This window comes from Nocardia sp. bgisy134, assembly GCF_965341865.1.
Classification (GTDB): domain Bacteria; phylum Actinomycetota; class Actinomycetes; order Mycobacteriales; family Mycobacteriaceae; genus Nocardia.
Genome location: NZ_CBDQZP010000002.1, coordinates 36701 through 50054 on the forward strand (window position 1 = coordinate 36701; position 13354 = coordinate 50054).

Sequence of the window (13354 nt, forward strand, 5' to 3'; positions counted from 1 at the left end):
GACAGCCATACTGTTCGAGTGCTCGAGAAGGCCGACACCCTGACGAAGCTGCGTGCCCGCGGCGTCGTCGTGGTGCAGCGCGCCGAGGACATCATCGACCTCAACTACGTCGGCCTGATCGTCGCCACCGTCTTCTTCGCACTGTCGGTGACGCCCTCGCTGGTACCGAGGGACTGGCTGTTCCAGGGCCTGATCTCGGGCGTCAACGCGGCGCTCGGCTACGGCCTCGGCTGCCTGCTCGAGTGGCTGTTCCGGCTCTGGGTGCGGCCGCGGCTGAAGATTCCGGGGCCGCCCATCTGGGTGCGCTACGCGCTGAAGACCGCGGTGCTGTTCTCCTCCGCGGTGGCGGCCGCCCTGATGCTGGTGCAGTCGGCCCGCTGGCAGCGCGAGATCACCGCGCTGATGGGCATGGAGGGCACCACGACCCCGGCCTACCTGCGCACCGGACTGCTGAGCGTGGCGGTGGGCGTCGCGGTGGTCGCCGTCTATCGGACCGTGCGCGAGATCATCCTGTTCCTGGCCAGGCAGCTCAACCGGTGGGTCCGGGTGCCGCGCGAACTGGCACCGGCCGCGGGGGCGCTGGTGCTCGTGGTGCTCGTGGTGACGCTGTTCAACGGTGTCGCCACCGAGGCATTCTTCGCGGTCGCCAACTCGGCCTTCAGCGTGCGCAACGACCACACCTCGGCCAATGCGGTGCAGCCGCAGCAATCCGAGCGCTCGGGAAGTCCGGCATCGCTGGCGAAATGGGAGACGCTCGGCTTCGAGGGACGCTGGTTCGTCTCGCACGGGCCGACGCAGAGCCGCATCGCGGCCGTTACCGGGCAGCCCGCCCGCGAGCCGATCCGGGTCTACGTCGGGCTGGAGTCGACCGACGGCGAGGCGGACCAGGACGCGCTCGCGGTGCAGGAACTGGAGCGCACCGGGGCCTTCGACCGGAAGGCGCTCGTGGTGGTCACCACCACGGGCACCGGCTGGGTCAATTCGATGGCGGTGGGGGCGATCGAGTACATGTACGGCGGCGACACCGCCATTGTCGCGACCCAGTACTCGTATCTGCCCAGCCCGCTGTCGTTCCTCGCGGACCGCGGCAAGGCGGCCGCGGCGGGCAAGGGGCTCTTCGACGCGGTGTACGAGCACTGGTCGGCGCGTCCGCCGCAGTCGCGGCCCAAGCTGCTCGTGTACGGCGAGAGCCTCGGTTCACAGGGGTCGGAGGCCGCGTTCGACGGACTCGCCGATCTGCGCGCCAAGGTGGACGGCGCGCTGTGGGTCGGTCCGCCGAATTCGAACCGCCTGTGGCAGCAGCTCGTGCAGCGGCGCGACCCGGGGTCGAGGGAGGTGGAGCCAGTGTACGCCGACGGGCTGGTGGTCCGATTCGCCGACGACGCCGCCGATCTGGGGCGTCCAGACACCGAATGGCGGGCGCCGCGCATCGCCTACCTCATGCACCCCTCGGACCCCATCGTCTGGTGGTCGCCGGATCTGATCTTCTCCCAACCGGATTGGCTCTCCGAGCCGCGCGGCGCCGACGTGTCCTCGCAGATGCGCTGGGCGCCGTTCGTCACCTTCTGGCAGGTCGCCGCGGATCTCACCAACGCCCAAGGCGTTTCGGACGGGCACGGGCATCGCTACGGCAGTCTGGTGCTGGACGGCTGGGCCGCCGTCGCGGCACCGCCGGGTTGGAATGATCAGCTGGCAGAACGGATTCGGTTCCAGCTGGAGGCGGCGGAGGAATTCGAGCGGGAGACCAAGTGAGTCTCGGACCGGTGTCGAAGGCGATTGTCGGCACCGGATTTGCGCTGTTGTGGAGTAATCGGGTGCTGCCAGGGCTCGGGCTCGATCAGCGCGGGCGCACCGCGGCCAACGCGTGCTTCGCGACCGGGTACGGGCTCGCGTTCGGCGGGCGATCCCACTGGTGGTCGGGCCGGGGGCTGGCGGTCGGCGCGTCCGCCGGAGCACTGGTTCTCGCCGGTTACGGTGCGGCCGTGGCGATTCCGGCGCTGCGCGAGGTGCTGCGCGACGTCGCTCCGGTAGGGCAGGAGGTGTCGGACCTCGAGTGGGTCGCCGTGCACATCCCGGTCGGCACGGTCTACAGCGAGGAGCTGATCTTCCGTTCCACTCTGGAACCGCTGCTGGACAACACTTTCGGTGCGCGCCTCGGCCACGTGCTCGGCGCCGCCGCCTTCGGCCTGTGGCACATCCACCCGGCCCGCGCGGGCGGGCAGCCCATCGCCCCCACGGTTTTGGCCACCGCCGGGGGCGGCGCGATTCTCGGCCTGCTGCGCCGAAAGACCGGCAGCACCACGGCCCCGGCACTGCTGCACTGGGCGATGAACGCGGGCGGGGTGCTCGCGACCCGCCTAGCGCTCCCCGAGCCTATTCCGTAAGTCCCCGAATCGGCCGCGCGTCCACACGGCGAAAACGGGAATGAACGAGGCGAATTGGTGTTGGATCGACACGTGAAACTCGATGACGCCGCGCGCGCACTGATCGGATCCGGTGCCGACGCCACGCTGGTCACGCTCAATCCCGACGGCAGCCCGCAGGTCAGCCTGGTCTGGGTCGCCCTGCAATCGACTCCCGAGGGCGACGAGCTCGTCACCGCACACCTCGGCGAGTACAAGAAAGTCCGCAACGTGCGTCGTGACGGCCGTGTCGCGCTCACCATCGTCTCCAGGGAACGCGGCGAAGTCATGACGCCGTACCTGACCGTCACCGGCACGGCTCGCATCGTCGAGGGCGGTGCGCCGGAACTGCTGAAGGAACTCGCGCAGACGATGGCGCCCGGAGTCCCCTTCCCGCCCGAGGGCGCACCGGACGGGGTCCTCACCCGCATCCGCATCGAGAAGGTCGGCGGCATCGGACCTTGGGCCTGATCCGAACCGGTCGCGGCGCGCGGCAGCCCGGGACTCGCGGTCGGACGCGGATCAGTGACTCATGGTCTGTCTGTCCTCGACGAGGGTTCCTGAAGCGCGAGCCTGTCGGCGCCGATCGGTAATCTCGGCGCTGTGGGACGACGAACGGCGGTGGACCCGGCGGAGACTCGGTCGGCGGTGGCCGCGGTGAGCGCTTGGCTGCGCGACGAGACGGCCGCCGCGCCCGCGCGCCCCGAGCTGGCGGCGGCCGTGCGGACCACGGTGCGCACGCTGGCCGCCAACGCGCCGGGCCATTCCGTCGAGGTGCGGGTCCCGCCGTTCGTCGCGGTGCAGTGCATCGAGGGCCCCCGCCACACCCGCGGCACTCCGCCCAATGTCGTGGAGGCCGACCCGCGCACCTGGCTGCTGCTCGCCACCGGCCTGCTCGACTTCGAGACCGCGCGGCATTCCGGCGCACTCACGGCCTCCGGGAGCAGAGCGCCCGAGGTGGCGCACTGGCTGCCCATCCTGCGACCAGACGAGTGAGAACAGTCGTTCAGGCGGCCGGGCGCGCCTTCGACCGGACGATTGCCGCCGGACCGATTGATCACCTGCCGGACCGATTACTGGGCGACCGCCGCTGAACTGCCGCGATGTAGGCCCTTGTAGTCGTAGTAGCGGGTGATGACCGCCCCGAGAACGAGCCCGACTATCAGGCCGATCAGCGTCATCCAGACGCCACGCCCCAGCCCTGTCGCCCAGTTGGCGTCGAAGTACAGGATCGATCGGACGGCGAGGAACACCTGGTGCATCGGCTCGAAATGGGCCAGCCAGCCGAAGTACTTGGGCGTCGCCTCGATCGGGACCGTGCCGCCCGAGGACGGCAGGCCGAGCACGATGAACAGGATCAGGTTCACCAGCAGTCCCGCCGAGCCGATGGCCGCGAGGATCGACAGGCCGGTGATGCCTACCGCAATGATTGCGAACGCGCCGTAGAGGAACAGCGGTAGCGGATCGTCGATCGGCATGCCGAGCCCCTTGGCCACCAGCAGATAGATCAGCGAGACGACGTTCGCCATGAGGACCATCACGCCCCACTTGATCAGCAGGGTCTTGAATCGCGAGATCGGGGTGGGCGGGAAGTGGACGTACCACGGGCCGTACTCGGTGGGCACGAAACCGAGGGCGGCGTCGACCATGGTGTGGATGGTCATGGAACCGATCACGCCCGCGAGCAGCAGCAACAGCGCGTAGAAGAACGCGGTCAGTCCCTGTCCGGTGTTGCCGGGTAGCGGGTGGTACTGCTCGCTGATCAGCTGGAGCGGACTGGCCAGCGCGATGCGGGTCGCTCCGCTGAGCGCCGGCGCCTGCCCGCCCTCCGGCGGCGTGAGCTGGGACTGCACCTGCCGGGTCAGCTGCTCGCCGACCTGCTTGTTCACCTGCGGGAACGCCTGGTCGCCGACGCGGACGACGATCGAGGAGGCGTACGCGCCCATGCGCGGGTTGGTCTGCAACGTGATGATGGGTTGTTCGATGTCGCCGGGCACCACGCTGCCGACGCCGAGAATGCCGAGTCGCTTGCTGAAGTCGCTCGGAATGATGATCGCGCCGTAGACCTTGCCGGACTGCATCTGCCGCTCGGCCTCGGTGATCCCGAGGACCCGCAGATCGATCTGGTCTGCGGGCACGGACTCGCGCAGCCCGTCGGCCACCTGCTCGCCGAAATTCACCTGTCGTTGCTGCCCCGGTGTGCCCATCGTCTCGCCGACGTCCTGGTTGACCAGCGCGATGGGGAAGTCGTGCAGGTTGTCCACGGGATCGATGACGTAGTCCAGGTACATGATCCCGAGCAGGGTGGTCAGCAGAGTGAGTACCACCACAGGCGAGGCAACCATGCGCAGTACTGAACGACGGTCGAGCCGCCGAGCGTTCGGATCCGTCCCGCTGGTGCTGTCCGTGGTCGCCACGAATGGACGGTACCGCCGTCACCCTGGGATTTCGGGTGATCGACACGGGAATTGCTGCCGGGGTGCGGTGGCCGTGATCGCCCTCCAACTTTCACCCGTAGAATGACTGGTGCCCCCAGCCCGCCCGAACAGGGAGCAAACGGTGACCAACGCCGAAGTATCGGTCGACAACCTCGCAGCCACCCCCGATGAGGACGAGAACGAGCCGCGCGAGGAGTGTGGTGTCTTCGGTGTCTGGGCGCCGAGCGAGGACGTGGCGAAGCTCACGTATTACGGACTTTATGCCCTGCAACACCGTGGCCAGGAGGCGGCGGGCATCGCGGTCTCGGACGGTCAGCAGATCTTGGTCTTCAAGGACCTCGGGCTGGTGTCGCAGGTGTTCGACGAGCAGACGCTGGCCGCCATGCCGGGCCACATCGCCGTCGGCCACTGTCGCTACTCCACCACCGGCGGTGTGACCTGGGAGAACGCGCAGCCGATCTTCCGCACCACCGCGGTCGGTTCCGGACTCGCGCTGGGACACAACGGCAATCTGGTCAACACCGCCGAACTGGCAAGCCGCGCACGGGAACTCGGGCTGATCGGCAACCCGGTCTCCGGTGGCCGCCCGCAGCCGGTCGGCGCGACCTCCGACTCCGACGTGATGACCGCGCTGCTGGCGCACGCCGCCGCGGACTCCAGCATCGAGCAGGCGGCCATGAAGCTGCTGCCCACGCTGAAGGGCGCCTTCTGCCTGACCTTCATGGACGAGCACACCCTCTACGCCGCCCGCGACCCGCACGGCGTGCGTCCGCTCTGCCTCGGCAGGCTCGAGCGTGGCTGGGTCGTTGCCAGCGAGACGGCGGCGCTGGACATCGTCGGCGCGGCCTTCGTCCGTGAGATCGAACCGGGCGAACTGCTGGCGATCGACGCCGACGGCGTGCGTTCGATGCGCTTCGCCAACCCCGAGCCCAAGGGCTGCGTTTTCGAGTACGTGTACCTGGCCAGGCCCGACTCCACCATCGCGGGCCGTTCGGTGCACGCGACCCGTGTCGAGATCGGCCGCAGGCTGGCCAAGGAGCATCCGGTCGAGGCCGACCTGGTGATCCCGGTGCCGGAATCGGGCACCCCGGCCGCTGTCGGTTACGCACAGGGTTCGGGCGTGCCTTACGGGCAGGGTCTGATGAAGAACGCCTACGTGGGCCGTACCTTCATCCAGCCGAGCCAGACCATTCGTCAGCTCGGCATCCGGCTCAAGCTGAACCCGCTGCGTGAGGTGATCCGCGGCAAGCGGCTGATCGTGGTGGACGACTCGATCGTGCGCGGCAACACCCAGCGCGCCCTGGTGCGGATGCTGCGCGAGGCGGGCGCGGTGGAGATCCACGTGCGGATCGCCTCGCCGCCGGTGAAGTGGCCCTGCTTCTACGGCATCGACTTCGCCTCGCGCGCGGAGCTGATCGCCAACGGCGCGGGCTCCGACGACAGCTACGACGACATGGTCGAGAACGTGCGCCGCTCGATCGGCGCCGACAGCCTCGGCTACATCTCCACCGAGGGCATGATCGCCGCGACCGAGCAGCCGCGCACCCGTCTGTGCAGCGCGTGCTTCGACGGCAACTACCCGATCCCGCTGCCGCAGGAGGCCTCGATCGGCAAGAACCTGCTCGAGGGCATGCTGACCGGTCAGCCGGAGTCGGTGCTGCTCGGCGAGAACGCGAACGCGAGCGCGCTGAGCAGGCCCTGAGGCCGGTTCAGCGCGGGAGGTGGTCGGCGAGCCACCGCGCGAAGGCGGCGTCCAGCTCCGTGCCGGTGGGGACGGCGGTGAAGACCGGTGCGCGGTCCACCGTCGGGATGTCCATCCGTGCCAGGTGGTCGTAGACGTAGCGAACGAACTGCCAGGCGCCGTTCTTGCGCACCTTCAGCACGGCGGGCATCGAGCTCACGAGCGGCAGCTCGACCAGCCAGTACCGATCGAGGAGGGTGCCCTCGGCGGCGATCCGGAGTTCCGCGACGGCTGCGATGAAGTCCGGGATGCGAGCGTCGATCAGCGCGGTGACGGCGGCGAGGTTCTCCGCGAGCCCGCGCTGCCTGCCCGCCGCCCGCTCGGCCTCGGCGCGACGTAGTTCCCGTGCGTCGTCCGCCATCCCCATGCCGGGGAGCATAGCGGCGGACGTCCGATGCGCCCGCCGGTTTGGCGAACATCCGAAATGGGTAGCGGCACAATGCTGTCCGTGCTCGTGTCGTGGCCTCCTCGAGACGCTGTGACCTCGGTTTCCCCGCTTTTCTGGACATTTGACCGGTCGTTACCGGTGTCGCCGTGCACGACTCGCAACGCGCGATGGCAGCCCGGTGATTTTTCTTTGAAAACGCAATGTGCCGGAAATGGTTCGTGGGTACGGTCGCCAGCTATATCGGAAGTTCACCGCGTCCGGACCGGGCCTGTGATCCAGGTATCGCGGTGCGGCGCGCTCGAAGAAGTGGGGCCGGATGATGAGGGTTTCGAGGACGCCGGGCGGGCGGAGACGAGCGAAAGGCGTTGCGGCGGTCGGGCTCGCGGCGCTGGTGGCGTCGCTGCTGGCGGGCTGCGGGTCCGGACGGACGGGAGAGGGAGGCGACGGCGCCGGGCTGATCGTCGGCACCACGGACAAGATCTTCTCGCTCGATCCGGCCGCCGCCTACGACAACGGATCGCTGGTCGCGGAGACGCAGATCTACCAGTACCTGCTGAATTTCGCGCCGGGCGATCCCACCCCGAGACCGGACGCGGCCGAGAAGTGCGAGTTCACCACGCCGACGGTGTACACCTGCACGTTGCAGGCCGGGCTGAAGTTCGCCAGCGGAAACCCGTTGACCGCCAAGAGCGTCAAGTTCTCCTTCGACCGCATGCTCGGCATCAACGACCCGAACGGCCCCGCCTCGTTGCTGGGCAACCTGGAGAAGACGGACGTGGTCGACGACCGCACCGTCGCTTTCACGCTGAAGGTCCCCAACGACCAGACCTTCCCGGCCATTCTGCCCACCCAGGCGGGGCCGATCGTGGACGAGCAGGTCTTCCCGGCCGACAAGGTGATGGCCGACGAGGACGTGGTGCGCGCCAAGGGCTACTCCGGCCCGTTCACGATCACCAGCTACGACAAGAACAAACTGGTGGAATACCAGGCGAATCCGGATTACCGCGGCATCCTCGGCACCCCGAAGACCCCGCGCATCTCGGCGAAGTACTACGCCACCACCGACAACCTGAAGCTGGACCTGCAGAGCGGCGCGATCGACGCGGGGTACCGCTCGCTGACGCCCACCGACATCGAGGGCTTGCGTGCCTCGGACAAGGTCAAGGTGCTGGACGGTCCCGGCGGCGAGTTGCGCTACATCGTCTTCAACATGAACACCATGCCCGGCGGTACGCCGGAGCAGAAGCTGGCGGTGCGTAAGGCCGTCGCGTCGTCGGTCGACCGGGCCGCGCTGGCGCGCGACGTCTACAAGGACACCTATCTCCCGGCGTATTCGTCCGTACCGCAGGGCATTCCGGGCGCGGCCGAACCGTTCAAGGAGATCTACGGCGCGGGCCCGAACAAGGACGCGGCCGCGAAGTTGCTCGCCGACGCGGGCGTGGCGACACCGGTGGAGCTCAACCTCCAGTACAACCCCGACCACTACGGCTCCAGCAGCACCGAGGAATACAAAGCGATCAAGGCGCAACTGGAGGGCACCGGCCTGTTCCGGGTGAACCTCCAGTCCACGGAATGGGTCAGCTACCAACGGGAACGGGCGCGCGACGCGTATCCGCTGTTCCAGTTCGGCTGGTTCCCCGACTTCCCGGACCCGGACAACTACCTCTCGCCGTTCTTCGGGCCCAACAACTTCCTGCAATCGCATTTCGAGAATCCCGGCATCACCGCGCAACTGGTCGGTGAGGCGACCCAGCCGGACCGGGATCGCAGGCTCCAGCAGATTCAGCAGGTGCAGCGCGATCTGGCGCAGAACTTCTTGCCGATCGTTCCGCTGTTGTCCGGCAAGCAGATCGGCGTGGCGGCCAGCGGCGTGCAGGGGATGGAGCAGACGCTGGATCTGTCGTTCAAGTTCCGCTACACGGTGCTCAGCAAGTGACTTCGGAGGGGACCGGGCCCGCGGCGATCGCGCCGCGGGCCCGGCGGTTCGCGCTGCCGCGCCGGGCGGCGGGCGGGGATTCCCGCGGGCTCGCCCTGGCCAGGTACCTGGGAGTGCGGTTGCTGCTGATCCCGGTGACGGCCTGGATCCTGGTGACCGCGGTGTTCTTCCTGATGCGGGTGATCGGCGATCCCATCGAGGCATCGCTGGGCGGGCGGCTCCCGCCGGACCAGATCGAGCAGCGGCGGGCGGCGGCGGGCCTGAACCGGCCGATCCTGGTGCAGTACTGGGAGTATCTGTCCGGCCTGGCTCGCGGTGATTTCGGGCAGACCCAGGACCACCGGATGGTCGCCGACATCATCGCCACCCGCGGCGCGGCGACACTCGAGCTGGTCTGCTGGGCGCTGCTCGTCGCCTTCGCGATCGGCGTCCCGCTCGGTAGATACGCCGCGACACACCGGGATTCGGCGCGCGACGCCACCCTGCGGCTGTTCGCGATCCTGGCCTACGCGGCGCCGGTGTTCTTCGTCGGGCTGCTGCTCAAGCTGTTGTTCGCGGTACGGCTCGGCTGGCTGCCGGTCTCCGGACGGGCCAGCGCCGACGTGGAATTGCGGCTGCAGCACGTCTCGCCGAAGACCAACATCATGGTGGTCGACGCGATCCTCTACGGCGACAACGCCTATCTGATCGACGTGCTGAAACACGCCGTGCTGCCCGCCATCGCGCTCGGCTTGCTGACCGCGGGCGTGTTCCTGCGGCTGGTGCGGATCAACTTGATCCAGACCCTGCGCAGCGACTACGTGGACGCGGCACGGGCCCGCGGCCTGTCCGCCCGGGTGGTCACCGGCCGGCATGCCGTGCGCAACGCCATGATCCCGATCGTCACGGTGATGGGCATGTACATCGCCATGATGCTCGGCGGCGCGGTGCTCACCGAGATGACCTTCGAATGGAAGGGACTCGGCTTCGAGCTCGCCGAGTACCTCAAGGCTCGCGACTTCATGGCGGTGCAGGGCATCGTCGCGTTCATCGCGCTGGTCGTCGCCGTGATGAGCTTCGTGGTGGATGCCCTTGTCGCGCTGATCGATCCGAGGGTGAGGTTCTGATGACCGCTCCGGAACTGGTGACCGAACCGGTCGCCGCGCTCCCGCCGGGGCGGCGGGGTCTGCCCGGCCTTCGATTGTTCTCGATGACCGCGGGCATGCAGCGCGTCACGCTGATCATGGGCCTGGTGTCGATCGCGGGATTCCTCTTCGTCGCGGTCTTCGCGCCGCTGCTCGCGCCATACGGGTTGGCGCAGACCGCCCAGGACGGCGTGAGTTTCGGCCAGTACCAGCCGCCTTCGGCGCAGCACTGGTTCGGTACCACCGTCGCGCAGGAGGACGTGTACTCCAGGGTGCTCTACGGCGCGCGGACGGCGCTGTGGGTGATCGTGGTGTCGCTCGTGCTCTCGCTGTTCGTCGGTGTGCCGCTGGGCCTGGTGTCCGGGTACGTGGGGCGCTGGGTGGACCGGGTGCTGGTGACCGTCATGGACGCGCTGTACGCGTTCCCGACGCTGCTGCTGGCGATCGTGGTGTCCATCGTGGTGTCGGGCGGGGAGTCCAGCGGGTTCGGCGGCGTGCTCTCCGCGGCCGTGGCGATCACGACCATCTTCGTGCCGCAGTACTTCCGGGTGGTGCGCAACGCGACCGTGGCGGTGAAGCAGGAGCCTTATGTGGACGCCGCGCGGGTCACCGGCGCGTCGACGGCGCGGATTCTGTTCCGGCACATCCTCGCCAACGTCACCCAGTCGCTGCCGGTGATCGTCACCCTCAACGGGGCCGAGGCCATCCTGACGCTGGCCGGGCTCGGCTTCCTCGGCTTCGGCATCGAGTCCACCCAGGCCGCGGAGTGGGGATTCGACCTGAACAAGTCGCTGGCCGCGGTGTCCAACGGGATCTGGTGGACGGCGGTGTTTCCCGGCACCGCCATCGTGCTGGTCGTGCTCGGGATGACGCTCGTCGGCGAGAGCCTCAACGAGGTGCTCAACCCACTGTTGCGCACCCGGCGTACCGCCGTGCCGGTGGCGGTGGGCAGCGACGTGGTGATCGGCGCGACCGGAGAACCGGAGATGCCGGTCGAGGAGGACGGCGCCGGTGCCGAGCGGTCGACCGGTGCAGGCGGTCGGACGAAGCCGGACGGTGGAGGCGAACCCGCGGCGGACGATGACGGTCCGGCTGCGGCGATCTCGGACGGCGGCGCGGAATCCGTTGCTGTGATAGATGATTCGAACAGACGGGAGGGCGGCCATGCCTGACGTGACCGAGGAGCGGCGACCCGCGCTGTCCATCGAGGCGCTGTCGGTCACCTTCGCCACCGACGCGGGTCCGGTGCACGCGGTGACCGACGTGTCCTACGAAGTGTTCCCCGGCGAGGTGCTCGCCATCGTGGGGGAGTCGGGGTCGGGCAAGTCGGTGAGCTCGCGCACCGCCATGGGACTGCTGCCGTCGACCGCGCACGTGCGCGGACTGGTGACCCTCGGCGCGCAGCAGGTCACCGCGATGTCCGAACGCCAGCTCACCGCGCTGCGCGGCGGGGCGATCGCCATGGTGTTCCAGGAGCCGGGGTTGGCGCTGGACCCGCTGTTCACGGTGGGCTTCCAGATCGCCGAGGCGCTGCGGGCGCACACCGAGCTGTCGCGGAAGGCGGCCAAGGCGCGGGCCGTGGAGTTGCTGCGGCTGGTCGGTCTGCCCGATCCCGAGCACCGCGTCGACTACTACCCGCACCAACTCTCCGGCGGGCAGAAGCAGCGCGTGGTGATCGCCATCGCCATCGCCTGCGAGCCCAAGGTGATCATCGCCGACGAGCCGACCACGGCGCTCGACGTCACCGTGCAGGCCGAGATCCTGAACCTGCTGCGCGATCTGCGCGACCGCATCGGCAGCGCGATCGTCCTCATCACGCACAACATGGGCGTGGTGGCGGATCTCGCGGACCGGGTGGTGGTGATGCGCGAGGGACGGGTCGTGGAACAGGCTTCGGTGCACGAACTGTTCGCCGAGCCGAAGGCGGACTACACCCGCGCGTTGCTCGCGGCGGTGCCGCATTTGGGCGCGCGGCGGGTGAAAAGTACCGATACGCAGGTCGGTACGGAACGGCATTCGTCGGAAGCGGTCGCGGACGCAGGGCACGGCGCGGGTGCCGGGGCCGGGGCAACCAGCGCCGGTGCAAACCTGCCGGTGCTCGAGGTCTCCGATCTGGTGGTGGAGTTCCCAGGCCCCTTCGGTCGTCCGCGATTCCGGGCGGTGGACGGGGTGAATCTGTCCATCGCCGCCGGGGAGACGTTGGGCCTGGTGGGGGAGTCGGGTTCCGGTAAGTCCACCATCGGCCGGTGCGTCGCGGCATTGCAGCGGCCCACGTCGGGAGTGGTGCGGGTGCGGGGCCAGGACATCGCCGGCCTCTCGCAGCGGCGGCTGCGCCCGATTCGGCGGCGGTTCGGTTTCGTGTTCCAGGATCCGGCCAGTTCGCTGAATCCCCGGATGACCGTGGGCGATTGCGTCGCCGAACCGATGATCGTGCACAAGATCGGCACCTCGGCGGTGATCCGCGCCAGAGTGCGCACGCTGCTCGACGACGTGCGCCTGCCCGCGGGCGTGGAACGGCGCTACCCGCACGAACTGTCCGGCGGCCAGCGTCAGCGGGCCAGCCTGGCGCGTGCGCTGGCGCTCGACCCCGACCTGCTCGTCGCCGACGAACCGACGAGCGCGCTGGACGTCTCGGTGCAGGCCGCGGTGCTGGAGCTCTTCGCCCAGCTCCAGCGCGAGTGCGGGTGGGCATGCCTGTTCATCAGTCACGATCTGGCCGTGGTCGACCAGCTCGCCGACCGCATCGTGGTGCTGCGCGACGGTGCGGTGGTCGAACAGGGCGACCGGGACGCGATCCTGCGATCCCCGCGGCAGGAGTACACCCGGCGGTTGGTCGCCGCCGTTCCGGTGCCCGATCCGGTCGAGCAACGCCGACGCAGGGCCGAGACCGCCGCGCTGTTCGCCCAGGGGCCGCCGGACTGAACCGCGCCACCCCGATGGCGCGCCCGTCGGACTCTCAGGACGCGCCCCCGACAGGCTGCTCGCCCCGACCCGATGGGACGGACTGCCCGTCATCGGACCTATCTCGGACGCACGGTTCGCCGCGGGCCCTGTCGAGTCGGCCACCTGACGCCGATCCGTGCCCAACACACCCCCCTTTTTCCCGAAGACCGGGCACAATGATCAGCGGTGAACAGCAACGAAAACGCGACAACTGATCTCGCAAGGATCCGGGTAACTCCTCGGGCACGCCCAGAACTCGGCCACTCGACCAACCGTCGGCCCGGCGTCACAGTCTCGCGGCACTTACGACCGGCAAGAAACGCGGAGAGGCGGATGAGCTAGCGTGAGCAGGCATCTATCCGCCGATTCGGTTTGGAGCTTT

Annotated in this window: 10 protein-coding genes and 1 pseudogene; 9 read left to right on the forward strand and 2 right to left on the reverse strand. The window is 68.8% G+C overall.

All coding sequences use genetic code 11. The features are described 5' to 3' along the window. The first annotated feature begins 18 nt into the window (after nucleotides 1-18). From ACRWNM_RS04180 to ACRWNM_RS04195, 4 genes are all read left to right on the forward strand, one after another. Nucleotides 19-1752, forward strand: a complete 1734-nt coding sequence (locus tag ACRWNM_RS04180) for an alpha/beta hydrolase (RefSeq protein WP_431963673.1) — start codon at nucleotides 19-21, stop codon at nucleotides 1750-1752. Nucleotides 1753-1763: 11 nt separating this feature from the next. After that, the gene (locus tag ACRWNM_RS04185) at nucleotides 1764-2384 is read left to right on the forward strand and encodes a CPBP family intramembrane glutamic endopeptidase (RefSeq protein ID WP_431963675.1); all 621 of its coding nucleotides are present in this window, start codon (nucleotides 1764-1766) and stop codon (nucleotides 2382-2384) included. Nucleotides 2385-2456: 72 nt separating this feature from the next. Beyond that, nucleotides 2457-2873 carry a PPOX class F420-dependent oxidoreductase gene (locus ACRWNM_RS04190; RefSeq protein ID WP_431963677.1) on the forward strand — a complete coding sequence of 139 codons (417 nt, stop codon included), beginning with the start codon at nucleotides 2457-2459 and terminating at the stop codon, nucleotides 2871-2873. A gap of 132 nt (nucleotides 2874-3005) precedes the next feature. After that, nucleotides 3006-3398, forward strand: a complete 393-nt coding sequence (locus ACRWNM_RS04195) for a sterol carrier family protein (protein ID WP_431963679.1) — start codon at nucleotides 3006-3008, stop codon at nucleotides 3396-3398. Nucleotides 3399-3475: 77 nt separating this feature from the next. Here the strand turns inward: ACRWNM_RS04195 and ACRWNM_RS04200 are convergent, their stop codons facing one another. Next, on the reverse strand, nucleotides 3476-4747 hold the full coding sequence (locus ACRWNM_RS04200) for a YhgE/Pip domain-containing protein (RefSeq protein ID WP_431963681.1): 1272 nt from the start codon (nucleotides 4745-4747) through the stop codon (nucleotides 3476-3478). Nucleotides 4748-4961: 214 nt separating this feature from the next. On the opposite strand from ACRWNM_RS04200, the gene purF reads away from it, so the two are divergent. Beyond that, nucleotides 4962-6542, forward strand: coding sequence for an amidophosphoribosyltransferase (gene purF, locus ACRWNM_RS04205; RefSeq protein WP_431963683.1), 1581 nt, complete (start codon nucleotides 4962-4964; stop codon nucleotides 6540-6542). A gap of 7 nt (nucleotides 6543-6549) precedes the next feature. On the opposite strand, the gene ACRWNM_RS04210 is transcribed toward purF, so the two are convergent. After that, nucleotides 6550-6948 (reverse strand): hypothetical protein, encoded by a 399-nt coding sequence (locus ACRWNM_RS04210; RefSeq protein WP_431963685.1) that lies wholly within the window; start codon nucleotides 6946-6948, stop codon nucleotides 6550-6552. 340 nt (nucleotides 6949-7288) lie between these two features. Here ACRWNM_RS04210 and ACRWNM_RS04215 point away from each other — a divergent pair, with 340 nt between their 5' ends. The 4 genes and pseudogenes from ACRWNM_RS04215 (at nucleotide 7289) to ACRWNM_RS04230 (ending at nucleotide 12951) form a co-directional block, all read left to right on the forward strand. Continuing rightward, nucleotides 7289-8905 carry an ABC transporter substrate-binding protein gene (locus ACRWNM_RS04215; RefSeq protein ID WP_431964509.1) on the forward strand — a complete coding sequence of 539 codons (1617 nt, stop codon included), beginning with the start codon at nucleotides 7289-7291 and terminating at the stop codon, nucleotides 8903-8905. Nucleotides 8906-9000: 95 nt separating this feature from the next. Further along, nucleotides 9001-10011: an ABC transporter permease gene (locus ACRWNM_RS04220; protein WP_431964511.1), complete on the forward strand. Its 1011-nt coding sequence runs from the start codon at nucleotides 9001-9003 to the stop codon at nucleotides 10009-10011. After that, nucleotides 10011-10955 (forward strand): annotated as a pseudogene (locus tag ACRWNM_RS04225) (ABC transporter permease); the annotation flags it as partial. The gene ACRWNM_RS04220 and the pseudogene ACRWNM_RS04225, both read left to right, overlap by 1 nt. A gap of 238 nt (nucleotides 10956-11193) precedes the next feature. Beyond that, nucleotides 11194-12951 (forward strand): ABC transporter ATP-binding protein, encoded by a 1758-nt coding sequence (locus ACRWNM_RS04230; RefSeq protein ID WP_431963687.1) that lies wholly within the window; start codon nucleotides 11194-11196, stop codon nucleotides 12949-12951. Nucleotides 12952-13354: the final 403 nt, after the last annotated feature.